This window comes from Ureibacillus sp. FSL K6-8385, from assembly GCF_038593155.1.
Classification (GTDB): domain Bacteria; phylum Bacillota; class Bacilli; order Bacillales_A; family Planococcaceae; genus Ureibacillus; species Ureibacillus terrenus.
The window spans coordinates 2,834,881-2,859,611 of sequence record NZ_CP151968.1; the positions used below are offsets into that span (position 1 = coordinate 2,834,881).

At 44.7% G+C, this 24,731-nt stretch carries 20 protein-coding genes and 3 rRNA genes; 22 read left to right on the plus strand and 1 reads right to left on the minus strand.

From position 1 onward, the window contains the following. Nucleotides 1–8 precede the first annotated feature (8 nt). From NST62_RS14100 to rsmI, 20 genes are all read left to right on the plus strand, one after another. A complete protein-coding gene (locus NST62_RS14100; protein ID WP_246045892.1) occupies nt 9–1,736 on the plus strand; it encodes a BatA and WFA domain-containing protein in 1,728 nt (575 codons plus the stop codon). After that, complete coding sequence (locus tag NST62_RS14105; protein WP_342462993.1) at nt 1,720–4,311, plus strand: VWA domain-containing protein; 2,592 nt, start codon at nt 1,720–1,722, stop codon at nt 4,309–4,311. The genes NST62_RS14100 and NST62_RS14105 overlap by 17 nt, the downstream gene beginning before the upstream one ends. 154 nt (nt 4,312–4,465) lie before the next feature. Beyond that, nucleotides 4,466–6,220: a DNA polymerase III subunit gamma/tau gene (gene dnaX / locus NST62_RS14110; protein ID WP_141603151.1), complete on the plus strand. Its 1,755-nt coding sequence runs from the start codon at nt 4,466–4,468 to the stop codon at nt 6,218–6,220. A gap of 49 nt (nt 6,221–6,269) precedes the next feature. After that, nucleotides 6,270–6,584, plus strand: coding sequence for a YbaB/EbfC family nucleoid-associated protein (locus NST62_RS14115; RefSeq protein WP_141603152.1), 315 nt, complete (start codon nt 6,270–6,272; stop codon nt 6,582–6,584). Nucleotides 6,585–6,597: 13 nt separating this feature from the next. Further along, entirely contained in the window at nt 6,598–7,194 is a 597-nt protein-coding gene (gene recR / locus NST62_RS14120; RefSeq protein WP_141603153.1) for a recombination mediator RecR, read from the plus strand. Further along, complete coding sequence (locus tag NST62_RS14125) at nt 7,184–7,423, plus strand: YaaL family protein (protein ID WP_141603154.1); 240 nt, start codon at nt 7,184–7,186, stop codon at nt 7,421–7,423. The genes recR and NST62_RS14125 overlap by 11 nt, the downstream gene beginning before the upstream one ends. Nucleotides 7,424–7,565: 142 nt before the next feature. Beyond that, the gene (locus tag NST62_RS14130; RefSeq protein ID WP_181733295.1) at nt 7,566–7,835 is read left to right on the plus strand and encodes a pro-sigmaK processing inhibitor BofA family protein; all 270 of its coding nucleotides are present in this window, start codon (nt 7,566–7,568) and stop codon (nt 7,833–7,835) included. Between the two features lie 308 nt (nt 7,836–8,143). Continuing rightward, nucleotides 8,144–9,695, plus strand: a 16S ribosomal RNA gene (locus tag NST62_RS14135). Between the two features lie 135 nt (nt 9,696–9,830). Beyond that, nucleotides 9,831–12,756 (plus strand): 23S ribosomal RNA (locus NST62_RS14140). Between the two features lie 52 nt (nt 12,757–12,808). Then, nucleotides 12,809–12,924 (plus strand): 5S ribosomal RNA (gene rrf / locus NST62_RS14145). Together the 16S, 23S and 5S rRNA genes form the textbook arrangement of a ribosomal RNA operon. 495 nt (nt 12,925–13,419) lie before the next feature. Next, the gene (locus tag NST62_RS14150; protein WP_141603054.1) at nt 13,420–14,841 is read left to right on the plus strand and encodes an aminotransferase class I/II-fold pyridoxal phosphate-dependent enzyme; all 1,422 of its coding nucleotides are present in this window, start codon (nt 13,420–13,422) and stop codon (nt 14,839–14,841) included. Between the two features lie 3 nt (nt 14,842–14,844). Then, on the plus strand, nt 14,845–15,513 hold the full coding sequence (gene tmk, locus NST62_RS14155) for a dTMP kinase (protein ID WP_328215635.1): 669 nt from the start codon (nt 14,845–14,847) through the stop codon (nt 15,511–15,513). A gap of 314 nt (nt 15,514–15,827) precedes the next feature. Further along, the gene (locus NST62_RS14160; RefSeq protein ID WP_141603052.1) at nt 15,828–16,157 is read left to right on the plus strand and encodes a cyclic-di-AMP receptor; all 330 of its coding nucleotides are present in this window, start codon (nt 15,828–15,830) and stop codon (nt 16,155–16,157) included. A 47-nt stretch (nt 16,158–16,204) separates the two neighbouring features. Continuing rightward, nucleotides 16,205–16,645 carry a YaaR family protein gene (locus NST62_RS14165; RefSeq protein ID WP_141603051.1) on the plus strand — a complete coding sequence of 147 codons (441 nt, stop codon included), beginning with the start codon at nt 16,205–16,207 and terminating at the stop codon, nt 16,643–16,645. An 83-nt stretch (nt 16,646–16,728) separates the two neighbouring features. Next, nucleotides 16,729–17,733 carry a DNA polymerase III subunit delta' gene (gene holB / locus NST62_RS14170; RefSeq protein ID WP_141603050.1) on the plus strand — a complete coding sequence of 335 codons (1,005 nt, stop codon included), beginning with the start codon at nt 16,729–16,731 and terminating at the stop codon, nt 17,731–17,733. Then, nucleotides 17,726–18,541 (plus strand): stage 0 sporulation family protein, encoded by an 816-nt coding sequence (locus NST62_RS14175; protein WP_342462994.1) that lies wholly within the window; start codon nt 17,726–17,728, stop codon nt 18,539–18,541. Before holB ends, NST62_RS14175 begins: the two co-directional genes overlap by 8 nt. A gap of 24 nt (nt 18,542–18,565) precedes the next feature. Then, the gene (yabA, locus tag NST62_RS14180) at nt 18,566–18,913 is read left to right on the plus strand and encodes a DNA replication initiation control protein YabA (protein WP_342462995.1); all 348 of its coding nucleotides are present in this window, start codon (nt 18,566–18,568) and stop codon (nt 18,911–18,913) included. Nucleotides 18,914–18,972: 59 nt separating this feature from the next. Next, the gene (locus NST62_RS14185) at nt 18,973–19,722 is read left to right on the plus strand and encodes a tRNA1(Val) (adenine(37)-N6)-methyltransferase (protein ID WP_141603047.1); all 750 of its coding nucleotides are present in this window, start codon (nt 18,973–18,975) and stop codon (nt 19,720–19,722) included. Further along, nucleotides 19,706–19,999, plus strand: a complete 294-nt coding sequence (locus NST62_RS14190) for a GIY-YIG nuclease family protein (protein WP_141603046.1) — start codon at nt 19,706–19,708, stop codon at nt 19,997–19,999. The genes NST62_RS14185 and NST62_RS14190 overlap by 17 nt, the downstream gene beginning before the upstream one ends. After that, nucleotides 19,971–20,840, plus strand: coding sequence for a 16S rRNA (cytidine(1402)-2'-O)-methyltransferase (gene rsmI, locus NST62_RS14195; protein WP_141603045.1), 870 nt, complete (start codon nt 19,971–19,973; stop codon nt 20,838–20,840). The genes NST62_RS14190 and rsmI overlap by 29 nt, the downstream gene beginning before the upstream one ends. Before the next feature lie 204 nt (nt 20,841–21,044). On the opposite strand, the gene NST62_RS14200 is transcribed toward rsmI, so the two are convergent. After that, nucleotides 21,045–21,335, minus strand: coding sequence for an AbrB/MazE/SpoVT family DNA-binding domain-containing protein (locus NST62_RS14200; RefSeq protein ID WP_141603044.1), 291 nt, complete (start codon nt 21,333–21,335; stop codon nt 21,045–21,047). 366 nt (nt 21,336–21,701) lie between these two features. On the opposite strand from NST62_RS14200, the gene metG reads away from it, so the two are divergent. Together metG and NST62_RS14210 are read left to right on the plus strand one after the other, a co-directional pair. Beyond that, nucleotides 21,702–23,663 (plus strand): methionine--tRNA ligase, encoded by a 1,962-nt coding sequence (metG, locus tag NST62_RS14205; RefSeq protein WP_342462996.1) that lies wholly within the window; start codon nt 21,702–21,704, stop codon nt 23,661–23,663. 252 nt (nt 23,664–23,915) lie between these two features. Beyond that, entirely contained in the window at nt 23,916–24,686 is a 771-nt protein-coding gene (locus tag NST62_RS14210; RefSeq protein ID WP_141603042.1) for a TatD family hydrolase, read from the plus strand. Nucleotides 24,687–24,731: the final 45 nt, after the last annotated feature.

The window sequence follows — 24,731 nt, forward strand, 5'->3', positions numbered from 1 at the left end:
TTAGTCAATTGACTTTTTTATGGACCATCATCTTTCCAATTATAGTTCTTTTATATTACTTTTTTCGAAAGAAATATAAGGAACAACAAGTTTCATCCACTCTTTTTTGGGAACAAATCATGCAAGAAACCAATGTATCACCTTACTTAAAACATTTGCAAAGGAATGCGCTGTTTTATTTGCAAATGTTGGCGCTGCTTCTTTTTGTGCTCGCATTGATAAACCCTTATACAAAGACGAAGGAAATCAGCGGGGAACAAGTGATATGGATCGTGGATACATCCGCCACCATGCTTGCCGGAAAAGAACAATCCACCTTTGAAAAGCACCGCAAAGAAATGCTTTCCCTTGTCAATGCAATCGGGGAAAGGCCCTTGACCATTATTACTACGGGAAACGAACCGAAAGCAATTCTGCGTCAGGAAACCAATGTAAAAAGAATCGAAAAAGCCATCGATGAGTTGGAAGTCACATATGAGGAAGAACAATTACCAAAAGCCATTGAAATGGCGAATGCTTTTGTAGGTGATTTGCCGACGACCATCTATTTATTCACAGATGCGGTTTCCCGTTCAGATTTGCCGGTCGAAAGCGACCATGTGAAATGGATTGTAAAAGGTGCGGAATCCGGACTAAAAAACGTGGCAATCACCCGTTTTGCGGCAACCAATGCAAACGGAGAGACGGTTGCTTTGCTGCAATTAAAAAATGAAACGGAAACCAATCAAACGGTCCGCCTTTCTTTTTCCGATCAAAATGGGGAAGAATTGTTGGAAAAGACGATTACTTTAAAGTCCAAAGAAGAAGCGGCCTATACATTTGAAGCTTTGCCGGAAAGAGATGCGCTCATTGCAATGATTCAAGTAAACGACGATTATGAAGAGGACAATTCCATGGTAACGATGGTCGGAAGCGATCCTTACCAAATCGCGGTGGGACAAGATATGCATAAACTGGTGCAAATCGGCTTTCAATCGTTAGGGCTTGATGTGAAAATTGTTCCGGATGGGCAATTGAAATCCTTGAAGGATACCATTGTCGTGACAAACCGGACAGAACTTCTTGAACGGAAGGAACCGATTGTGTTAATTGGACGGAATGATGAAACGGAAAGTGAAGTCAGCGGGAAAGTGGAAGTGTCGGAAGATGAATTGTTCTCATTCAGTTCGTTGGAAGATGTGTATGTCAGCGCCGTTTACCCGCCTTTCGAAAATTTCAAAACCATCGCAAAGGTGGACGGCAAGCCGTTGATTCAACGGTCGCCGAAAGGAGATATCATCATTCTGACGGACATCCAATTGACCGATTGGCCGCTTGACCCTTCCTTTCCTTTGTTTTTGTGGAGCGTCCAAAATGAGCTGATGGAAGGGAAAACTTCATTGGGAATTTTCACTCCAAATGAACGACGGGCTGTTGCCCTGGTTCCGGAGGATTGGTCCATTTACACGCCGGATGGGGATTATATTTCTTCCTTCGAACAACCCCATGAGTTCCGGGCGCCGGCAAAGCCCGGGTTTTATGTAGTCCGCTCCGAAGAAGAAGAAAAACCGTTTATTGTCCAATTGCCGCAGAAGGAACGGACGATTCAGGATGGTACCAGCTTTGAGCTGGGAAGAGTGTTGGGCGGACAGGAAGAGGTAAGGAATGAATCCTTGGCGAAATGGATTGTGCTCATCATTTTATTGTTGCTTGTCATTGAGTGGGAGGTGCAGAGAAGACGTGGATTTGCGAATTGATTATCCAATATTCCTGCTATTAGCCATTCCGCTCTTGGGGTATTTTATTTGGACATGGCGAAAACATCGGGCTTCCTTGAAAAAAGAACATAAAACGGTTTTCATTCTTCGGATGATCGCGGCTGCCACGCTCGTATTTGCCCTCGCCTCCCCTTATGTATTATTGCCGGTAAAGGATGAACAGGTATTGTTCCTTATTGACCGTTCGGCTTCAGTGGAAGGCACTGAAGATGAAGCTTTGAAGTTCATTGAAGAAAGTTTGAAAGCGAAGAAGGAACACCATTCGGTGGGGATTTATTCCTTTGCCTCAAATTTTCAAACAGAGGCGATTTTGTCAAGGACGTTGGAACATGCTTCAACCTTAAGCGATATCCGCGGGGTGGATGAGACCGATATCGAACAAGCTTTGCAATTGGCATCGGGCATCGTTGATAAAGACAAAGCAGCGCGCATCGTTCTTCTAACTGACGGACGGCAAACAAAAGGTGAAGCATTGGAAAGCATTGCGAAAATGGCCGGTTCAAAAATTTCCGTAGATGTGGTTCCGATTGGAAGAAATATTGAACATGACGTCTCCATTCGGAGCTTTACGACCCCAAAAGTGGCGTATCAGGGAGAAGAACAGCAATTGGTGACGGAAATTGAATCAACCAAAGATACATTAGGCGAGCTGCTCATATATGAAAACGATCAGCTGATTATGAGGGAAGAAGTTCAGCTGCAGCAAGGAAAAAATGTTTTCACCCATCGTCATAAAGGAAGCCAAGAGGGATTAGTGAAGTATGAAGCAGTGATTCAAACGGATGAAGATGCCGTATTAGAAAATAATAAATTGACGAGCATGACGAATATCCGGAGCACTCCAAGGTTATTGATTGTCACTAATCAAGGAAAGGGTTCTGCCATCGCGAAAATATTGAATCCGTCTGCCATTCAGTTTGAAGAGGTGGCTGCCGAAGAATTGCCCAGCTCTTTATCCAATATCCTGAAGTATGATGCCATCATTTTTGACAATGTCTCTGGTCATCTTGTCGGGGAAGCGAAAATGGGTGTCATCGAGCAGGCAGTAAAAAATTTCGGCGTCGGCTTTATGATGGTCGGGGGAGAAAACAGTTTTGGCCTGGGAGGTTATTTTAAAACGCCCATTGAACGGTTACTGCCCGTTGAAATGAAAGTGCAAGGGAAACAACAAATACCGTCCTTGGGGCTTATTATCGTGCTTGACCGTTCAGGCAGTATGACCGGTATGAAAATGGAATTGGCCAAAGAGGCCGCAGCGCGTTCCGTTGAGCTGCTCCGGGAGGAAGATACGTTTGGATTGATTGCATTTGACGATCAGCCGTGGGAACTTGTTGGAACAGGGCCGATCAAAAATAAAAAATCTGTGGTCGAAACCATCATGTCCATACCGCCAGGCGGGGGAACCGAAATTTATCCGGCCCTTTCCTTGGCCTATAAAAATTTGAGCCCTCTGAAATTGCAGCGGAAACATATCATTTTATTAACCGATGGCCAGTCATATTCGACCGGAAGTTATGAAGCTCTTATTGAAGGCGGAAAAGAAAATTTGATTACGTTGTCGACCGTTGCCATCGGGGATGACGCGGATCGGAATTTATTAGAATATTTAAGCGAACTTGGGAGTGGAAGGTTTTATGATGTAGTAGATGAAACCTCGATTCCATCAATTTTGACCCGAGAAACGGCGATGATGTCCCGGACTTATATTGAAGACAATCCTTTTTATCCGGTTATCCATCATGCAGAAGGCTGGAATCATTTGTTTGAAGAAGGCGTTCCGCAGATGAATGCTTACATTGCAACAACCGCAAAAACGGTCGCCCATGTGATTGCGGAAAGCGAAAAAGAAGATCCGGTGCTTGCAGAATGGCAATATGGACTGGGGCGGACGATAGCCTTTACATCCGATTCCACAGGAGCCTGGACCGGGGATTGGGCGAGGTGGAACCGGTGGGGTGATTTTTGGCATACAGCCGTTTCCAGATTGCTGCCTGCATATAACGAAATCGCTTATGACATCCGGATGGATGGGGATGGAACATTTATCATCACCGATCCCGCTAATCAGGCGGCTTTTCTAGACGTTGCTGTAGTAGATGAAGCCGGGAATGAATTGGATGTCCAACTGGAACCCGTTTCCGCAGGCAAAATACGGGCAATCGTTGACGCCAAGCCAGGTCTGGTGTTCTTCAGAATCTCAAAAGACGATGATGTGTTTCAGGCGGGATTAACGGTCCCGTATAGCGCGGAATATGAACTGCAGCCGCCAAATGAGGATTTGCTGAAAGAAATTGCCGAAAAAACAGGAGGCAAGATTATTAAAGAGCCGCAGGAAGCTTTTCGTGCATTTAAGGAACAAGGGACTGCCCGCCAAAGCATCTCTACTTTTCTGATCCTTGTTGGTTTATTGTTGTTCTTTATTGATATAACGATTCGGCGATTTGGATGGACCTTTATTAAACAAATCGGAAAACCAAGGAAAGTTGTTGCAACGAAAGTTGCAGAGGAAGAAACAAATGTGGAACGAATTTTAAAAGGAATGAGGAAGAGATAATTTTCTTTTCGCATGTATGATGAAAGAAGGGATTAGCGGAGGCGGCGTCATGCTGGTGGCGCCATCTTCCATCGTTTTATAATTGTTTTTTAAACGCTGAGAAGTGGTATAATGTAGCTACGAGAACGTCGTAAGCAAAAAGGAGAGGAAATCGTTGACATATCAAGCATTTTATCGCGTTTACAGGCCGCAAAGCTTTCGCGAAATGTCCGGTCAAACCCACGTAAAAAGAACGCTTCAAAATGCTCTCCTGGCAAATAAAACAACCCACGCATATTTGTTTTCCGGCCCGCGGGGCACAGGAAAAACAAGTACAGCCAAAATTTTTGCTAAAGCATTAAATTGCGAAAAGGCGCCGACGAACGAGCCTTGCAATGAATGTCCCACTTGCCGAAGCATCACGGAAGGTTCACACCCGGATGTGATTGAATTCGACGCCGCCTCCAATTCCCGCGTTGAAGAAATCCGCGACATCATTGAAAAAGTAAGATTTGCTCCAGTAAATGCCCGCTATAAAGTGTATATTATCGACGAAGTGCATATGCTTTCTACGAGCGCTTTCAATGCTTTGCTGAAAACATTGGAAGAACCGCCAGCCCATGCGGTGTTTATTTTGGCAACCACTGAACCGCACAAATTGCCGGCTACCATCATTTCACGCTGCCAGCGCTTTGATTTTAAACGCCTTTCTTCCAATGATATTGTGGAACGGATGAAATTGGTGTTGGAGGATATTCAACTGCCTTACGAAGAACAGGCGCTAAAAGTCATTGCGCAAGCGGCAAACGGCGGGATGCGTGATGCGTTAAGTTTATTGGATCAAATCGTATCCTTCAGCGGGGAGAAGCTGACGCTTGAAAACGCTTTGCTGGTAAGCGGTTCCGTGAGCCAAGATGTGTTTTATGATTTAGTGTCCGCTTTAAAAGAAAAGGATATCGCCCATGTACTTTCTTTATTGGAAGATTTGATAGCGGAAGGGAAGGATCCGCTCCGTTTGTCGGAAGACCTGATTACATTTTTCCGGGATTTGTTATTGCTGCAAACGAGCGGGAATTTGGAGGAACTGTTGGAACTGATTACACCTGAAGAAAAATTTGCGGAGTTATCCCGGGAATTTTCATCCGATACCCTTTACAAATGTATTGATATCCTTTCCAAAACCCAACAAGATATGAGGTTTTCTCATCATACAAAAGTGTATTTGGAAACCGCTTTATTGAAAATGACCCAAATTTCAAATTCGGGTGCAAAAGGCGCGGTGCAAGCGGATTCCGCATTACTTGATAAAGTAGCCCAATTGGAGAAATTGGTCCTTCAATTAAAAACGCAAATTGAAAGCGGTGCGGCGGTTTCCCAGGCAAATATGCCGGCCAAAGAAGAGATCCGCCCAAGAACAAAAATTGTCAATGGATATAAAGCGCCCGAGGGAAGAATCAAAGAAGTGTTAAAGCACGCTACGAAACAAGATATCATCCAGGTGAAAAACGCCTGGTTCCCTGCCTTAAACCAGCTTCAAAAATCGCAATCGGCGCTTTTTGCGGAAGCCGAACCAGTTGCAGCATCTTCTAGTGCATTTGTGATAAAATTCAAGTATGATATACATTGTCAAATGGTTGCTGAAAACAGAGATCTCACTACTGCCTTTTCCCAAGCGCTTTTTCAACAAACTGGAAATATGTATGAAATTTTGTGCATTCCGGAACGGCAATGGACCGTTTTACGTGAAAATTTTATCCGCGAGAGCGGATTAAATCTTAAAAAAGCTAATAATGCGGAGAACAAGGTTCAGGAAAATGTTTCCGAAGCGCCATATATTGACGACATGAAAGATATGGAGTCGGAAGACCCGATTGTGAAAGAAGCGGAAAAAATGTTTGGAAAAGATTTTGTGGAAGTAGTGGAAGATTGATGATTTTCAGCATAACTTAAAGAATGCCAATAAAGGAGGACGTTTTAGAATGCGTGGAATGGGTAATATGCAGAGCATGCTGAAAAAAATGCAAAAAATGCAAAAAGAAATGCTTCAAGCTCAAGAAGAATTAAATGCAAAAGAATTTGAAGGAACTGCTGGAGGCGGAATGGTAAAAGCGACAGTCAACGGGGAACGCAAAGTTTTGGATATCAGCATCGATCCTTCCGTAGTGGATCCGGAAGACGTGGAAATGCTTCAAGATTTAATTATCGTTGCAATTAATGAAGCATTGAAGAAAGTGGAAGAAGAAACTGCTGCAACAATGGGCAAATTCACTCAAGGATTAAACCTTCCGTTCTAGGAGGTCAATTTAAATGTATTATCCTGAACCGATATCAAAGCTCATTGATAGCTTTATGAAATTGCCAGGCATCGGTCCGAAAACTGCGGCTCGACTGGCATTTTTCGTTTTAACCATGAAGGAAGATGAGGTATTATCCTTTGCGAAAGCGTTAGTGGATGCAAAGAGGGATTTGACATATTGCTCCATATGCGGGCATATAACTGATGTGGATCCTTGCCATATTTGTACCGATCAAACCAGGGATGTTTCAACGATTTGTGTTGTACAGGATCCAAAAGACGTGATCGCCATGGAAAAAATGAAGGATTACCATGGTTTATATCATGTATTGCACGGAGCCATCTCGCCGATGGACGGAATCGGTCCTGAAGATATTAATGTAGCTTCATTAATCAACCGATTACAAGATGAGAGGGTCAAAGAAATTATTTTGGCGACGAATCCAACGATTGAAGGGGAAGCGACAGCGATGTATATTTCACGTCTTGTAAAGCCCTCGGGAATCCGGACAACACGCCTCGCCCATGGACTGCCGGTAGGTGGCGACCTGGAATATGCTGATGAAGTGACGTTATCAAAAGCTTTGGAAGGGCGGCGTGAAATATAAGGTGGGCTTATTCAGTCGAAAAGGAAAATTAAAAAAAGAATTTGATGAACAATTAATGCGTTTGATGCAAGAAACAAAAGATGATTGGAATTACGCAAAACAGCTGGAAGAATTGACGGAAGATTATAATTTGGATATCATTGCCCAAAGCAAAATTGCAGAAAGTCTTCATTTTTATCTGTTCAAAGAAGCGCGCATCCGAAGAATAATGCTGCGTCATGACAAATAAAAGGAGCATTGGGGATGCGGTTCAACTTGAAAATGCAGTTTTAATAAAATGAGATGTAAAATTATTGTTTTTGTGAAAATAATACTAAGAGTAGCCGTAATAGCATATGTTTCCAATGTACGTGAATTCGGAAGGAGATTGGATGGGTACATATTTGGGTCTGGGTGCTATATGCGTGCTACTCATTGTTTTCCTTATTACAGGAAAAAAGCTGGATTATGGGATTATTATTGAGAAATTGGCGATTTTCTGGTTTCGGCTTGCATGTTCGTTTGCTTTTTTATATTTGGCCCACATTACATTTGACGGCTTTGATATTGTCATTCCGGTGAACTTTTTTTCGGCTCTCACTATTACAATTTTAGGATTTCCGGGTGTATTGTGCATTGCAGTATTAACTTTATTACAATAAAATGTTCAACAATTATTGCATCTTCTCATTTCACTTGTTATAATAAATTTCCCTTTGAGAAATAAAAAAGTTAAAAAGTATTGACACTAATAAAGCAAATCAGTTAAAATATAAAAGCTCGCTAAAAAACAAGCAAAAAAATACTTGAAATAAAAAAAAAACGTGATATAATATTTCAATGTCACTACAAATTTACTAAATGAACCTTGAAAACTGAACACCAAAGCGTTGATGCCAGAAACAATTCCGGTTTGCCGGCCCCGTCGGCGGACCGGATTCGGACAAACAATTTGAGCGAAATCAAATTCTTTTTGGAGAGTTTGATCCTGGCTCAGGACGAACGCTGGCGGCGTGCCTAATACATGCAAGTCGAGCGGACCTCATAGGAAGCTTGCTTTTTATGAGGTTAGCGGCGGACGGGTGAGTAACACGTGGGTAACCTGCCCTATAGACCGGGATAACTCGCGGAAACGCGTGCTAATACCGGATAACACAGCGGAGCGCATGCTCCGGTGTTGAAAGGTGGTTCTGCTACCGCTATAGGATGGGCCCGCGGCGCATTAGCTGGTTGGTGGGGTAACGGCCTACCAAGGCGACGATGCGTAGCCGACCTGAGAGGGTGATCGGCCACACTGGGACTGAGACACGGCCCAGACTCCTACGGGAGGCAGCAGTAGGGAATCTTCCACAATGGGCGAAAGCCTGATGGAGCAACGCCGCGTGAGCGAAGAAGGTCTTCGGATCGTAAAGCTCTGTTGTAAGGGAAGAACAAGTGCGGTAGTAACTGACCGCACCCTGACGGTACCTTACGAGAAAGCCACGGCTAACTACGTGCCAGCAGCCGCGGTAATACGTAGGTGGCGAGCGTTGTCCGGAATTATTGGGCGTAAAGCGCGCGCAGGCGGTCTCTTAAGTCTGATGTGAAAGCCCCCGGCTCAACCGGGGAGGGTCATTGGAAACTGGGAGACTTGAGTGCAGGAGAGGGAAGCGGAATTCCATGTGTAGCGGTGAAATGCGTAGAGATATGGAGGAACACCAGTGGCGAAGGCGGCTTCCTGGCCTGTAACTGACGCTGAGGCGCGAAAGCGTGGGGAGCAAACAGGATTAGATACCCTGGTAGTCCACGCCGTAAACGATGAGTGCTAGGTGTTAGGGGGCTTGCCCCTTAGTGCTGCAGCTAACGCATTAAGCACTCCGCCTGGGGAGTACGGTCGCAAGACTGAAACTCAAAGGAATTGACGGGGGCCCGCACAAGCGGTGGAGCATGTGGTTTAATTCGAAGCAACGCGAAGAACCTTACCAGGTCTTGACATCCCGCTGACCGCCATGGAGACATGGCCTTCCCTTCGGGGACAGCGGTGACAGGTGGTGCATGGTTGTCGTCAGCTCGTGTCGTGAGATGTTGGGTTAAGTCCCGCAACGAGCGCAACCCTTGTCCTTAGTTGCCATCATTCGGTTGGGCACTCTAAGGAGACTGCCGTACAAATACGGAGGAAGGTGGGGATGACGTCAAATCATCATGCCCCTTATGACCTGGGCTACACACGTGCTACAATGGGCGGTACAAAGGGCTGCGAACCCGCGAGGGGGAGCGAATCCCAAAAAGCCGCTCTCAGTTCGGATTGCAGGCTGCAACTCGCCTGCATGAAGCCGGAATCGCTAGTAATCGCGGATCAGCATGCCGCGGTGAATACGTTCCCGGGCCTTGTACACACCGCCCGTCACACCACGAGAGTCTGTAACACCCGAAGTCGGTGAGGTAACCCTTCCGGGAGCCAGCCGCCGAAGGTGGGACAGATGATTGGGGTGAAGTCGTAACAAGGTAGCCGTATCGGAAGGTGCGGCTGGATCACCTCCTTTCTAAGGATGACAACTGACGAAGGCATTGACGTTTTGGGTTCAGTTTTGAAGGTTCATACACCTTCAAACTTGTTCCTTGAAAACTGGATAAACGGCATTGAAAGTGAAGCTCTTGCGAGCAATCGCAAGCAAAACGGTTAAGTTGGTAAGGGCGCACGGTGGATGCCTTGGCACTAGGAGCCGATGAAGGACGGGACTAACACCGATATGCTTCGGGGAGCTGTAAGTAAGCTGTGATCCGGAGATTTCCGAATGGGGCAACCCACTGTTCGTAATGGAACAGTATCTTAACGCGAATTCATAGCGTTAAGAGGGCACACCCAGGGAACTGAAACATCTCAGTACCTGGAGGAGAAGAAAGAAACCTCGATTCCCTTAGTAGCGGCGAGCGAAACGGGAAGAGCCCAAACCAAGAGGCTTGCCTCTTGGGGTTGTAGGACACTCTATACGGAGTTACAAAAGGATGGGTTAGACGAACCGTTCTGGAAAGGACGGCCGTAGAAGGTAACAGCCCTGTAGTCGAAAATCCATCCTCTCCAGAGTGGATCCTGAGTACGGCGGAACACGTGGAATTCCGTCGGAATCCGGGAGGACCATCTCCCAAGGCTAAATACTCCCTAGTGACCGATAGCGAACCAGTACCGTGAGGGAAAGGTGAAAAGAACCCCGGGAGGGGAGTGAAAGAGAACCTGAAACCGTGTGCCTACAAGTAGTCAGAGCCCGTTAACGGGTGATGGCGTGCCTTTTGTAGAATGAACCGGCGAGTTACGATCACGTGCAAGGTTAAGCCGAAGAGGCGGAGCCGCAGCGAAAGCGAGTCTGAACAGGGCGACGGAGTACGTGGTCGTAGACCCGAAACCAGGTGATCTACCCATGTCCAGGGTGAAGGTGAGGTAGCACTCACTGGAGGCCCGAACCCACGTACGTTGAAAAGTGCGGGGATGAGGTGTGGGTAGCGGAGAAATTCCAATCGAACTTGGAGATAGCTGGTTCTCTCCGAAATAGCTTTAGGGCTAGCCTCGTGTAAAGAATACTGGAGGTAGAGCACTGTTTGGACTAGGGGCCCACCTCGGGTTACCGAATTCAGACAAACTCCGAATGCCAGCTATTTATACACGGGAGTCAGACTACGAGTGATAAGATCCGTGGTCGAGAGGGAAACAGCCCAGACCACCAGCTAAGGTCCCAAAGTAGCCGTTAAGTGGAAAAGGATGTGGCGTTGCTTAGACAACCAGGATGTTGGCTTAGAAGCAGCCATCATTTAAAGAGTGCGTAATAGCTCACTGGTCGAGTGACGCTGCGCCGAAAATGTATCGGGGCTAAACGGTTCACCGAAGCTGTGGATCCGTGCTTCGCACGGGTGGTAGGAGAGCGTTCTAAGCGCGCAGAAGTCAGACCGGAAGGACTGGTGGAGCGCTTAGAAGTGAGAATGCCGGTATGAGTAGCGAAAGATGGGTGAGAATCCCATCCGCCGAATGACTAAGGTTTCCTGAGGAAGGCTCGTCCGCTCAGGGTTAGTCGGGACCTAAGTCGAGGCCGAAAGGCGTAGACGATGGGCAACAGGTTGATATTCCTGTACCACCTCCCCGCCGTTTGAGCGATGGGGGGACGCAGGAGGATAGGGAAAGCACGCCGTTGGTCGAGCGTGTCCAAGCAGCAAGGCGGGGAAGTAGGCAAATCCGCTTCCCGCAACGCTGAGCTGTGATGGGGAGCGCATTGCGCGCGAAGTTCCCGATTTCACACTGCCAAGAAAAGCCTCTAGCGAGGCGGGAGGTGCCCGTACCGCAAACCGACACAGGTAGTCGAGGAGAGAATCCTAAGGCGAGCGAGAGAACTCTCGTTAAGGAACTCGGCAAAATGACCCCGTAACTTCGGGAGAAGGGGTGCTCATTGGGGTGCAAGCCCCGATGAGCCGCAGAGAATAGGCCCAGGCGACTGTTTATCAAAAACACAGGTCTCTGCTAAACCGCAAGGTGATGTATAGGGGCTGACGCCTGCCCGGTGCTGGAAGGTTAAGAGGAGGAGTTAGCGCAAGCGAAGCTCCGAATTGAAGCCCCAGTAAACGGCGGCCGTAACTATAACGGTCCTAAGGTAGCGAAATTCCTTGTCGGGTAAGTTCCGACCCGCACGAAAGGCGTAACGATCTGGGCGCTGTCTCAACGAGAGACTCGGTGAAATTATAGTACCTGTGAAGATGCAGGTTACCCGCGACAGGACGGAAAGACCCCGTGGAGCTTTACTGTAGCCTGATATTGAATTCCGGTACAGCTTGTACAGGATAGGTAGGAGCCGTAGAAGGGGGAGCGCCAGCTTCCCTGGAGGCGCCCTTGGGATACTACCCTGGCTGTACTGGGATTCTAACCCGCAAGCCTGATCGGCTTGGGAGACAGTGTCAGGTGGACAGTTTGACTGGGGCGGTCGCCTCCCAAAGAGTAACGGAGGCGCCCAAAGGTTCCCTCAGAATGGTTGGAAATCATTCGCAGAGTGTAAAGGCATAAGGGAGCTTGACTGCGAGACCTACAAGTCGAGCAGGGTCGAAAGACGGGCTTAGTGATCCGGTGGTTCCGCATGGAAGGGCCATCGCTCAACGGATAAAAGCTACCCCGGGGATAACAGGCTTATCTCCCCCAAGAGTCCACATCGACGGGGAGGTTTGGCACCTCGATGTCGGCTCATCGCATCCTGGGGCTGTAGTCGGTCCCAAGGGTTGGGCTGTTCGCCCATTAAAGCGGTACGCGAGCTGGGTTCAGAACGTCGTGAGACAGTTCGGTCCCTATCCGTCGTGGGCGCAGGAAATTTGAGAGGAGCTGTCCTTAGTACGAGAGGACCGGGATGGACACACCGCTGGTGTACCAGTTGTCTTGCCAAAGGCACAGCTGGGTAGCTATGTGTGGACGGGATAAGTGCTGAAAGCATCTAAGCATGAAGCCCCCCTCAAGATGAGATTTCCCATTGCGTAAGCAAGTAAGATCCCTCAAAGACGATGAGGTAGATAGGTCCGGGGTGGAAGCACGGTGACGTGTGGAGCTGACGGATACTAATCGATCGAGGACTTAACCAAGAAAACACTTTCGATGCCGTTATCCAGTTTTGAGGGAACAATCCTCATATTGTGAAGTGACGATGGCGAAGAGGTCACACCCGTTCCCATACCGAACACGGAAGTTAAGCTCTTCAGCGCCGATGGTAGTTGGGGGCTTCCCCCTGCGAGAGTAGGACGTCGCTTCGCAAGAAAGCACCACTTTTGAAGTGGTGCTTTTTTGTTTTCAAAAATAAGCCCCCAACTGCCAAAGACCGAAGGTCAGGTCGGCGCGGTTAAGGAAGCAGCTATTCAATGGATAAGGGAATCCAGAGCAGCAGCAGGCGAGAAGCCCGGGGACCAAGAAGGTCAAGGAAGCGAGCCGGCCCGGAGCGGAGCGTACAGTGTACGTGAGCACCGGACCGGCGAAGCTGACGCGGAGATTCGCCGGTCAACGGGCTTCGGAGCCAGTGCCGATGGTAGTGAGGGGGCTTCCCCCTGCGCGAGATAGACGCGCGCTTCGCAAAGACACCACTTTTTCAGTGGTGTTTTTTTATTGCAATCCATAAAACTCCTTCTGTGCAATTGTACGGTTCCCCTGTATTTGTAAAAAGTTTGAAAATATTTTATTGAATTCTTTATCAAAAGATGTGTTTTTCCGTCATTCGGACTATAATAAAAGTCAGTAGTACAGGGGGTAAAACGATGAGAATCGAACGGCCATTAGTGGAAACATTAAAGAAATTTACGGAGAAACATCCGATATCTTTTCATGTACCGGGCCATAAGAATGGATTAATTTCGGGATTGCCGCAGGATATGCAGGGTGCACTGCCCTTTGATTTAACAGAGCTGACAGGTCTGGATGATTTCCATCATCCTGAAGGAGCAATATACGAAGCGGAGCAATTGTTGGCACAAACATACGGTGCCGATCGCAGTTTTTTTTTAGTTAATGGTTCCACCGTGGGCAATTTGGCAATGATTTATGCCGTTTGTAAACGGAATGAGAAAGTGATTGTACAAAGAAATGCCCATAAATCGATTTTTCATGGACTTCAATTGGTCGGGGCGAAACCGATCTATGTTTCCCCGGAATGGGATGAAAAAACAAGGACGGCCACTCACGTAACATTTACGACTTTAGAAGAGGTATTGCTGATTCATCAAGATGCCAAAGCGGTCATTTTGACTTCTCCGACCTATTATGGAGCGGTGTCCAAAGAATTAAAACTGCAGATCGCTCTCTGTCATGAATTGGGGATCCCGGTTTTGGTGGATGAAGCCCATGGCGCCCACTTTTCGGCAAGCAAACGATTTCCGGAGTCTGCTCTGGATGCAGGAGCGGATCTGGTTGTTCAATCAGCCCATAAAACCTTGCCGGCAATGACCATGGCATCCTTTTTACATATCAAATCAAACCTTGTGGATGCAGAGAGGGTCAACCGATATTTACGGATGCTGCAGTCAAGCAGTCCATCCTATGTATTGCTTGCTTCTTTGGACGATGCAAGACATTATGTGCAAACCTATTTGGAAAGTGACGCAAGCTACTTTTTCGAAAAAAGGGAACGGTGGATTGAAGCGTTGCGTTCCATTCCATCTTTGCAAGTCATCGAAATGGACGATCCGTTAAAAGTGCTTTTAAGAGTACCAGGCCATTCCGGTTTTCAGGTGAAAGAGGCATTGGAAGAGCGCGGCATATATCCGGAATTGGCGGATCTTCATCAAGTTTTGCTCATTTTGCCTTTGTTGAAACAGGGACAAAGTTTTCCTTTTGCAGAAACAAGGATTCTGATCAAAGAAGCGGTTGCCATGTTGAAAAATACAAAGGCGATGGATGGATTTGCGACATCTTATCAAAATAAGAACAAAATCTCCATTCCCGAATATTCCTTCGATGAATTGGAGGATAAGGAAACGGAATGGATTCCTTATGTACGGGCCATTGGCAGGGTTTCGGCAGGTATGGTCATTCCTTATCCACCGGGCATCCCTTTATTTATACCGGGAGAAAAAATTACGGTATCCAAACTGAGCCAATTGGAAGAACTATTGGCGGCAGGAGCAGCTTTCCAAGGGGAGCATCGACTTGAAGAAAAGCTCCTTTATGTGGTAAAGAATTAATCGATGTCTAAAAATCAATGCAATTTATTGGAGGAACAACTTGTGGGATATTTAATCAGTTTTGAAGGAGGAGAAGGAGCAGGGAAAAGCACGATCCTCCAACGCTTAGCGGAATATTTGGTTCAACAGGGGTATGAGGTTGTTTGTACGAGAGAGCCTGGAGGCATTGAGATTGCCGAACAGATTCGAAACATCATTTTAGATAAAAAGAATATAAAGATGGATGCCAAGACCGAAGCCCTTTTGTATGCTGCCGCAAGAAGGCAGCATCTTGTTGAAAAGGTCATTCCGGCGATAGAACAAGGAAGTATTGTGTTATGCGATCGATACATTGACAGCAGCCTTACCTATCAAGGGTATGCGAGAGGGCTCGGAATCGAAGAAATATGGGCCATCAACCAATTTGCCGTGAATGGCTATATGCCCCATTTGACTTTATTTTTGGACGTCTCTCCCGAAGTGGGGCTATCCAGAATCCGGAAAGACGGCGACCGGGAAGTCAATCGCCTGGATTTGGAGTCGCTGGATTTTCACCGCAAAGTTCGGAAAGGATACTACGAACTTTTAGAAAAGTTCCCTGAGAGGATCAAGAAAATCGATGCCGATCAGGACATGGACACTGTATTTCATCTGGTGTTAAATGAGGTGTTGAATTATTTAAAAAAGGAATAAATGGAAAAAAGGGATATCTGGAATGGATATCCCTTTGTTTTTCTTTTTCTTTTAAGGGTATACTGTAAAAAACATTCATGCTCTTTTATGAAATGATCAGGATTTGCCGCCCGTTGTGGGCGTTGCATGAAAAGTTGATCATGAAACAGGGCAAAATCATCGTTTCATTCATAAAATAAGGAAAAAATTTTCTTTTCCTGACAATCCGCCATCTAAACAGCATTCAAAAGAATGGCTGATTTTTCTGAAAGCAGGAAATGAAGTGTAAATGGGTAATATGATATAATAAAATACAAGAACGTAGGAGTGAGTGGATGAAGTTAATCATTGCCGTCGTTCAGGATTTGGACAGCAACCGGTTGTCGAATGCTTTAATGAAGCAGCAGTTTAGGGCGACAAAGCTGGCAAGTACCGGAGGGTTTTTGCGCTCGGGAAATACCACTTTTCTCATAGGCGTAGATGATCAGGATGTTCCGAAGGTGTTGGACATCATCCGGGACAATTGCCGGGCGAGGGAACAATTGTTCACTCCTGTTTCACCTCTTGGCGGAAATGCCGATACGTATATTCCATATCCGGTGGAGGTGGAAGTTGGCGGTGCAACGGTGTTTGTGCTGCCGATCGAAGCATATTACCACTTTTGAATGACGGATTCCTGTCATTTGAAGAATCATGTAGGGGCTGAAGTTTTGTGAAAATTAATCAGGATTTACGGGTAGGGATTAAACCGAATCTTCAAGAAATAAAACATACAACTGAGAACAATAACCGCTTTGGAGAACTTGTTGTCAAGCATGGGCAGAAACTGCAAAATGAGCAATTGACCCGTCTGTTGGGGGATATCTCCGCGGCGGGGGATCGTGTCGCAAGATCCAGAAATTTGCGTGACTTGGCCCGATTTAAGATGCTCGTGAAACGCTTTCTGCAAGAAACCGTTGAATATGGCCTTGAATTGAAACAGTCCCACACCTGGAACCGGTTCGGCGAAGGCAGAAGGTTGAAAATCATTAAAACGATTGACGAACATTTGGTGGAGTTGGCTCAAGACATTTTGGACGAAGAAAAGGAAACGATTGAGCTGCTTGATAAAATTGGAGAAATAAAAGGCCTATTGATTAATTTATATATGTGAACCCCCGTGTCTTTTGAATATTAATAGACACGGGATTTTTTCTAAAAAAAGGTTGATTTTAAGGGAAGAAAAGGTGGAAGGAAATGCTTGAAACCGTTGATCAACTAATGAAACTGCAACCGATTGTCATGAAGCAATTGCAGATGATTTTTGAAAAGGGACGCATTGGACATGCTTATATATTTGAAGGGGAAAAAGGCACGGGAAAAAAAGAGGTGGCGAAATTTTTTATTAAACTGCTGCTTTGTCTAAACCCGTCGAAAAATGTTCCATGTGAAACATGCAGAAATTGTAAACGGGTGGAATCCGGCAATCATCCGAACGTGCTGCATATCGAACCGGATGGACAATTTATTAAAGTGGAGCAAATCCGGGATTTAATTTCAACAATGGCCAAAACGTCCTTTGAGGAAGGAAGAAAAATTTATGTCCTCCATCATGCCGATAAGATGAATATTGCCGCAAGCAATACGTTGTTAAAGTTTTTGGAAGAACCGGATGGACAAGTAACGGCCATTCTTTTAACGGAACAATATCAATCGATCTTGCCGACGATCCGGTCCCGCTGCCAGCATATCAAGTTTTCAAGCATTCCAAAAGAATTTTTAATTCAGCAATTGGTCGAACATGGATTGACGTTTTCCATGGCATCCACGGTCAGCCAGGTAACGAACAGCCTTGAAAAAGGACTTGAGCTGGCGCAAGATGAGCAGTTTGCACTTGCGAGAAAAACAGTGTTAAAATTAGTTGAGGCTGTCAGAAAGAATGTGAATGAAGCATTGTTGATCATATATGACGAATGGATTCCGAATTTGAAGGAAAGAAACGAATTCGAGCTCAGCCTCGATTTACTGCTTTTAGCTTATCGGGATATTGTAGCGATAAAGGCAAATCCGGACAGTGCCTGCACTTATCCGGATATGATCGATAGATGGAAGGAATTTGCATTATCTTCCACATATGAGCAATTGTCAAACCAGATGCATGCAATCTTGGAAGCCAGACAAAATGTGGGACGCAATATGAATCGCACGCTTTTAATGGAACAGCTAATGCTGAAATTGCAGGAGGGGTATTCCTTTGTATAATGTGGTAGGTGTCCGCTTTAAACGGGCGGGTAAGATATATTACTTTGATCCTGGAGAATATCAACTGGAAAAGGATCAATACGTGATTGTGGAAACGGCCCGGGGGATTGAATACGGAAAAGTCGTAATTCCGATGAGGCAAGTGGGAGAAAATGACGTGGTTCTGCCTTTGAAGCAGGTGATCCGCCCAGCGACGGAACGGGATAAAATCCAGGTGGAAGAAAACAAGAAAGAAGCGAAACGGGCTTTTGATATAGCAAATGTAAAAATTGCAGAACATCAGTTGGAAATGAAGCTGGTGGATGTTGAGTATACATTCGATCGGAATAAAGTCATTTTTTATTTTACAGCAGAGGGAAGAGTGGATTTCCGCGAACTGGTAAAAGATTTGGCCGCGATTTTCCGGACCCGCATAGAACTTCGGCAAATCGGGGTTCGGGATGAAGCGAAACTGCTCGGGGGCATTGGTCCTTGTGGCCGGATGCTATGCTGTACTACCTTTTTGGGGGATTTTGATCCGGTTTCCATTAAAATGGCGAAAGATCAAAATTTGTCCTTAAACCCTACAAAAATTTCCGGATTGTGCGGACGATTAATGTGCTGTTTAAAATATGAAAATGATGATTACGAAACTGCGAAAAATGGAATGCCGGACATCGGTGAAACCATCATCACTCCTGATGGCGTCGGAACCGTTGCGGGAATCAATGTACTGGAACGGGTAATCCAAGTCTATTTGAAAGAACTTGAACGGACTGCCGAATATACATTGGAAGAAATCCTTGCATGCGAGAAGAATTTGATATAGACATATACTAATGGGGTGGCTTGGTTGAGGGACCGTAATTTTTTAGATGCTATAATGGAATTCGAACAGCAACTGGAATCGCTACAACAGCAATTTGACGAAATCAAAAAATCTGTTGCGCATTTGGTGGAAGAATATCAGTCACTTCAAATGGAAAATTATCATCTCAGAAAGCGATTGGAAGATCTTACAAAGGCAGCAGAAACTTTTGAACAGGGCGGAAAGAAAGGCGCTTTAGATATCGGGGAGGGCTATGACAATTTGGCCCGGCTTTATCAGGAAGGCTTTCATGTATGCAATGTGCATTTTGGAAGTTCCCGGAAAGGTGAGGACTGCTTATTTTGTCTTTCGTTTTTTAATAAAAACAGTTAACAAAAGGCTGATACCCGAATGGGGTACAGTCTTTTATTTTCATGAGGAGGAGTGTCAGTGTGGAAGAATGGTTGAAAGGCGATGAACGCCTGGATTATTTATTGGCGGAGGATTTGCGTATTATCCAGAGTCCTTCTGTTTTTTCCTTTTCTTTGGATGCCGTTTTATTGTCGAGGTTTGCAAGCATCCCGATTTCAAGGGGGCAAATAGTTGATTTATGTACCGGAAACGGGGTCATTCCTTTATTTTTAAGCACCCGTACCAAGGCAAAAATCATTGGTGTGGAAATACAAGAGCGGTTGTATGATATGGCTGTAAGAAGCATCAAGTACAATGGATTGGAAGACCAGATTCAAATGATTCATGGGGATGTAAAAGAAATTCCTCCGATGCTCGGCATTGAAAAATATGATGCGGTGACATGCAATCCACCTTATTTTTTGGACATTGAAACAAGCGACAAAAACTTGAATGAGCATTATACCATCGCCCGCCATGAAGTGCTCTTGACCCTGGATGAAGCGATTTATGCCGCAAGCAGATTATTAAAACAGGGGGGAAAGGCGGCTTTTGTACATAGACCGGGCAGACTCCTGGATATTATCACTTCCATGAGGAATTATCGTCTGGAACCGAAGCGGATACGTTTTATTTATCCGAAAATGGGGAAAGAAGCCAACATGCTGTTGATTGAAGGAATCAAGGACGGGAAGCCGGATTTAAAAATTTTGCCTCCGCTCTATGTTTATAATGAGAACAATGAATACACGGATGAAACGAAAGAATTGTTATATGGAAAAAAAGGATAACCATTATTTTTATGTGCTGGAATGCGCCGATTCCTCCCTTTATGCCGGTTATACCAATCATTTGGAACGGAGAATTAGGCAGCATAATGAAGGCAAAGGGGCAAAATATACAAGAGCACGGCGGCCCGTCCAATGCATTTACTATGAAATCTTTGAAACGAAAGAGGAGGCGTTGAAGGCCGAATACGCCTTTAAGCAATTAAAACGCAGCGAAAAGATAAAATATATTGAAATTGGGAGAGAAAAAAATGAAGTCTCAAAAAAGCAGCATACATGAGCAAAGCGGTTGTTTGTATTTGGTGGGAACCCCCATAGGCAACTTGGAAGATATCACCTTGAGGGCCTTGCGCATTCTAAAGGAAGCGGACATCATTGCAGCAGAAGACACAAGAAATACAAAAAAATTATGTCATTATTACGATATTTCCACTCCTTTGGTAAGCTACCACGAACATAACCAAGAACAGGCCGGCGAAAAAATATTGCAATGGCTGCGGGAAGGGAAAAAGGTCGCATTGGTCAGCGACGCGGGGATGCCTTGCATTTCTGATCCGGGAGCCGATCTTGTCCAAAAAGCGGTTTCGGAGGATATTGCGGTCATCCCTATACCGGGAGCCAATGCGGCATTAACCGCTTTAGTCGCATCCGGTTTAAGCCCTCAGCCTTTTTACTTTTTCGGTTTTTTGAACCGCAACAATAAAGAAAGAAAAAGACAGTTGGCCCAATTAAAAAACCGGAAAGAAACATTGGTTTTTTATGAAGCGCCCCACAGGTTGCAAGAGACGCTGGAAAATATCGCGGAGGTGCTAGGCAATCGTCGCATTGTGCTAGCAAGGGAGCTGACGAAAAAATTCGAGGAGTTTTTGCGCGGAACGGTGGAAGAGGCTCTCCAATGGACAAAAGACAATGAGATCCGGGGAGAATTTTGCATCATCTTGGAAGGTGCGAAAGAAAATGATGAAAATGAAGAAGCTCCTTATTGGGCGGGGATGACGATCCCTGAACATGTGGAATTCTTGATGAAGGAAAGACAACTTTCTTCAAAGGAGGCCATTAAGGAAGTGGCGAAATTAAGGGGGCTTCCAAAAAGGGAGGTTTACCAGCAGTACCATTTATAAAAAAAGCTGTCTAGAAATCCAATTCTAGACAGCTTTTGCCACAGTGAAGTCCCTCTTGTCACCACACATGATATCTCAAGCGAAATCGATACCGCAATCGATGACCTGCGCATAAAACAACATCTATTATTGGACGTTGATTTGAAGGCGAGTTCGATGCCGTTATCGATTGTCTGCTGGGCTGATGGGCATTCTTCCCCAATATTAGTCGTTTTTGTGTTTGTTTAAGTGTTCTTGAATTTCTTTCAATAAGATTTCCGCACCTTCCGGACTTAAAATCAATTTACCTCCGGCTAAACGGAAATTTTGGTCTGAAACTTCGCCTGTAATTGCACATGTCATATTTGGCATGTACTTTTTAAGAATGATTTTATCATCGTCAACATAGATTTCCAATGCATCTTTTTCATTGATGCCCAACGTACGGCGAAGTTCAATCGGAATAACTACGCGTCCCAACTCATCAACTTTGCGAACAATACCTGTAGATTTCATGACAATGTTTTCCTCCTATTTTGCGTCATATTTAGAATAAATCTCGTATTCGCCAAAATTCGACATTTATTCCTTGTCTGTTTAGAATAATACCAATAAAAGGAATAAACGTCAATAATTTAGCATTGAAGATTTGTGAAATATTAAAATAAATTATAAAAATTCATTTTTTTTATTAAAAAAATATGATTATCAAAAGGTAAATAACAAAAAAAGTGTGTGTATGATAAAAAAGTTCCAACCAATTTTTGCTTATGAAAATTAGTAAATATAGTCAAAATTTTAGTATAATATGTTAGCGTTGAAACAAAAATCGTTAATCGTTACAATTAATACTATATATCGTTAACATTGGAGGCAGTTTCGGTGAGCGAGAAAAAGACTTTTTATATAACAACCCCAATATACTACCCAAGCGGAAAATTCCATATTGGAACAGCTTATACGACAGTGGCTTCGGATGCCATGGCACGTTATAAAAGATTGCGTGGCTACGATGTCCATTTCTTGACAGGAATGGACGAGCATGGCCAAAAAATCCAGCAGAAGGCGAAGGAAGCGGGAAAACATCCGCAGGAATACGTAGATGAAATTGCTAAAGCCGCACAAGAGTTGTGGAAGAAACTGGATATCTCGTACGACGATTTTATTCGGACGACTCAAGAACGTCATGTAAAAAGCGTTGAGAAAATCTTCAAGAAATTTTTGGATAACGGAGATATTTATAAAGGAGAATATGAAGGCTGGTATTGCACGCCTTGTGAATCTTTCTTCACAGAAACCCAGTTAGTGGATGGCAACTGTCCGGATTGTGGACGCCCTGTCCAAAAGTTGAAAGAAGAATCTTATTTCTTTAATATGCAAAAATATGCGGATCGCCTGCTTCAATATTACGAAGAAAACCCTGAGTTTATTGAGCCGGAATCACGGAAAAATGAAATGATTAATAACTTTATTAAACCAGGGCTTGAGGATCTTTCTGTTTCAAGGACATCCTTTGATTGGGGAATCAAAGTGCCGGGAGATCCTAAGCATGTGATTTATGTTTGGGTGGATGCTCTAACGAACTACATTACAGCATTAGGATACGGTTCAGACAATGATGAACTGTTTAAAAAATACTGGCCTGCGGATGTACATGTAGTTGGCAAGGATATCGTCCGTTTCCACACGATTTATTGGCCTATTTTCTTAATGGCATTGGGTCTTCCTTTGCCGAAGAAAGTATTTGCCCACGGTTTCATCATGATGAAGGACGGAAAAATGTCAAAATCAAAAGGCAATGTTGTATATCCGGAAATGTTGATCGACCGTTACGGAGTCGATGCAACAAGATATTTTTTGCTGCGCGAATTGCCATTTGGGGCAGACGGAGTATTTTCGCCGGAAGCATTTGTTGAACGGACAAATTATGATTTGGCGAACGATTTAGGAAACTTATTAAATCGTACGGTTTCCATGATTAATAAATATTTTGACGGTGTCATTCCGACAGAGGGATTGGAAGAGACCGAATTCGATGCTTCATTGAAAGCGCACGCAAAAGAGACAAAGGCTTTATATGAAGCGAATATGGAAAAAATGCAATTCAGTGTTGTTCTGGCGGACTTGTGGTCATTTATTTCAAGAACAAACAAATATATCGATGAAACGGAGCCATGGGTCTTGGCGAAAAATGAAGAAAACCGTGGCAAATTGGCTCAGGTCATGTACAATTTAGCCGAAAGTTTGCGGCATATTGCAGTAATGTTACAACCGTTTATGACTCAAACGCCAAAACGCATTATGGAGCAACTTGGTTTAGATGAAAAATTATTGGCCTGGGATACGATTGAGGAGTTCGGAAATGTTATACCGGAAAAAACAAAAGTGGTAGAAAAAGGAATTCCGATTTTCCCTAGGCTGGACGCAGAAGTAGAAATTGAATATATCCGAAATCAGATGCGTGCCAGTGTAAAAACACCGCAAGAAGAAGAGAAGAAAAAATCGGAAGTGCCAAATATGCCCGAAATTACCATTGAAGACTTCCAAAAACTTGATTTGCGGGTAGGTACGGTTATTGCATGCGAACGGGTACCAAAAGCGGATAAATTGCTGAAGCTTCAAGTGGATTTAGGATACGAAAAGCGTCAAGTGGTATCAGGCATTGCAGAGTATTATAAGCCCGAAGAATTGATAGGCCAGAAAGTCATTGTAGTGGCCAATTTGAAACCGGTAAAACTCCGCGGCGAGCTATCACAAGGTATGATTTTGGCAGGTTCCCATGATGGGGTATTAAAAATTGCAACAGTGGATCCTGCTTTGGCCAATGGGGCTAAAGTAAAATAATGAGTACAGCCTGTTGGATGGAGCCATTCAACAGGTTTTTTTATGATTAAAACCTATAGTAAATGTTATTTTAATATAATAAATTATGTTAGGAAATAGAATTTCATGAAAACGTTTTAGGAGTAAAAAACTAATTTTGTTACAAAACAATAAGTAGAATTCTCTGAATCTCATTTCTTGTAATCAAATTGTAATCGTTTTGTGAAATAAGTAATACATGAGAACAATACAATATACGGTAGGTGTAGCAAAATGTTTATTGATACACATGTACACTTAAATGCAGATCAATTTCAGGAAGATTTGCAAGAAGTCATCGACCGGGCACTTGCAGCAAAAATAGAAAAAATGGTAGTCGTTGGCTTCGATCGAAAAACGATTGAACGGGCGATGAACCTTATAGAAAAATATGAATGCTTATATGCAGTAATTGGGTGGCATCCGGTAGACGCTATTGATTGCACAGAAAAAGAATTAACATGGATTGAAGAGCTGACCCACCATCCGAAAGTGGTAGGAATTGGCGAAACAGGGCTGGATTATCACTGGGATAAATCACCGAAAGAAGTCCAGCAGGAACTTTTCCGAAGACAGATTCGTCTGGCGCAAAAGGTGAATCTCCCCATTGTAATCCACAACCGGGAAGCAACCGGAGATGTGGTGAGAATTTTGAGGGAGGAAAATGCCCAGACGGTAGGTGGTGTCATGCATTGTTTCAGTGGCAGCGTCGAAACGGCACGGGAATGTATCAAGATGAACTTTATGATCAGTTTAGGCGGACCCGTGACATTTAAAAATGCCCGCATGCCAAAATTGGTGGCAAAAGAAATTCCGTTGGAGCATTTATTGATTGAAACCGATGCGCCTTATTTGGCGCCGCATCCATATCGCGGAAAACGGAACGAGCCCTCGTTCGTACCGTTGGTTGCAGAGGAAATTGCCCGCCTAAAAGAAATTTCTGTGGAGGAGGTTGCGAAGGCGACGACGGAAAATGCAAAAAAAATTTTCAGGCTGGATGTATAAAATGAAAAAAAGCCTCCGATACTGCAGTTTAATAGGGTTATAACC

What these genes read in the sequence shown, in the direction of transcription:
- recR (WP_141603153.1), top strand. Translation starts at nt 6,598, where the DNA reads ATGTATTATCCTGAACCGATATCAAAGCTCATTGATAGCTTTATGAAA.
- NST62_RS14160 (WP_141603052.1), top strand. Translation starts at nt 15,828, where the DNA reads ATGAAGTTAATCATTGCCGTCGTTCAGGATTTGGACAGCAACCGGTTG.
- NST62_RS14115 (WP_141603152.1), top strand. Translation starts at nt 6,270, where the DNA reads ATGCGTGGAATGGGTAATATGCAGAGCATGCTGAAAAAAATGCAAAAA.
- holB (WP_141603050.1), top strand. Translation starts at nt 16,729, where the DNA reads ATGCTTGAAACCGTTGATCAACTAATGAAACTGCAACCGATTGTCATG.
- rsmI (WP_141603045.1), top strand. Translation starts at nt 19,971, where the DNA reads ATGAAGTCTCAAAAAAGCAGCATACATGAGCAAAGCGGTTGTTTGTAT.
- NST62_RS14190 (WP_141603046.1), top strand. Translation starts at nt 19,706, where the DNA reads ATGGAAAAAAAGGATAACCATTATTTTTATGTGCTGGAATGCGCCGAT.
- NST62_RS14200 (WP_141603044.1), bottom strand. Translation starts at nt 21,335, where the DNA reads ATGAAATCTACAGGTATTGTTCGCAAAGTTGATGAGTTGGGACGCGTA.
- NST62_RS14150 (WP_141603054.1), top strand. Translation starts at nt 13,420, where the DNA reads ATGAGAATCGAACGGCCATTAGTGGAAACATTAAAGAAATTTACGGAG.
- NST62_RS14130 (WP_181733295.1), top strand. Translation starts at nt 7,566, where the DNA reads ATGGGTACATATTTGGGTCTGGGTGCTATATGCGTGCTACTCATTGTT.
- tmk (WP_328215635.1), top strand. Translation starts at nt 14,845, where the DNA reads ATGTCTAAAAATCAATGCAATTTATTGGAGGAACAACTTGTGGGATAT.
- NST62_RS14210 (WP_141603042.1), top strand. Translation starts at nt 23,916, where the DNA reads ATGTTTATTGATACACATGTACACTTAAATGCAGATCAATTTCAGGAA.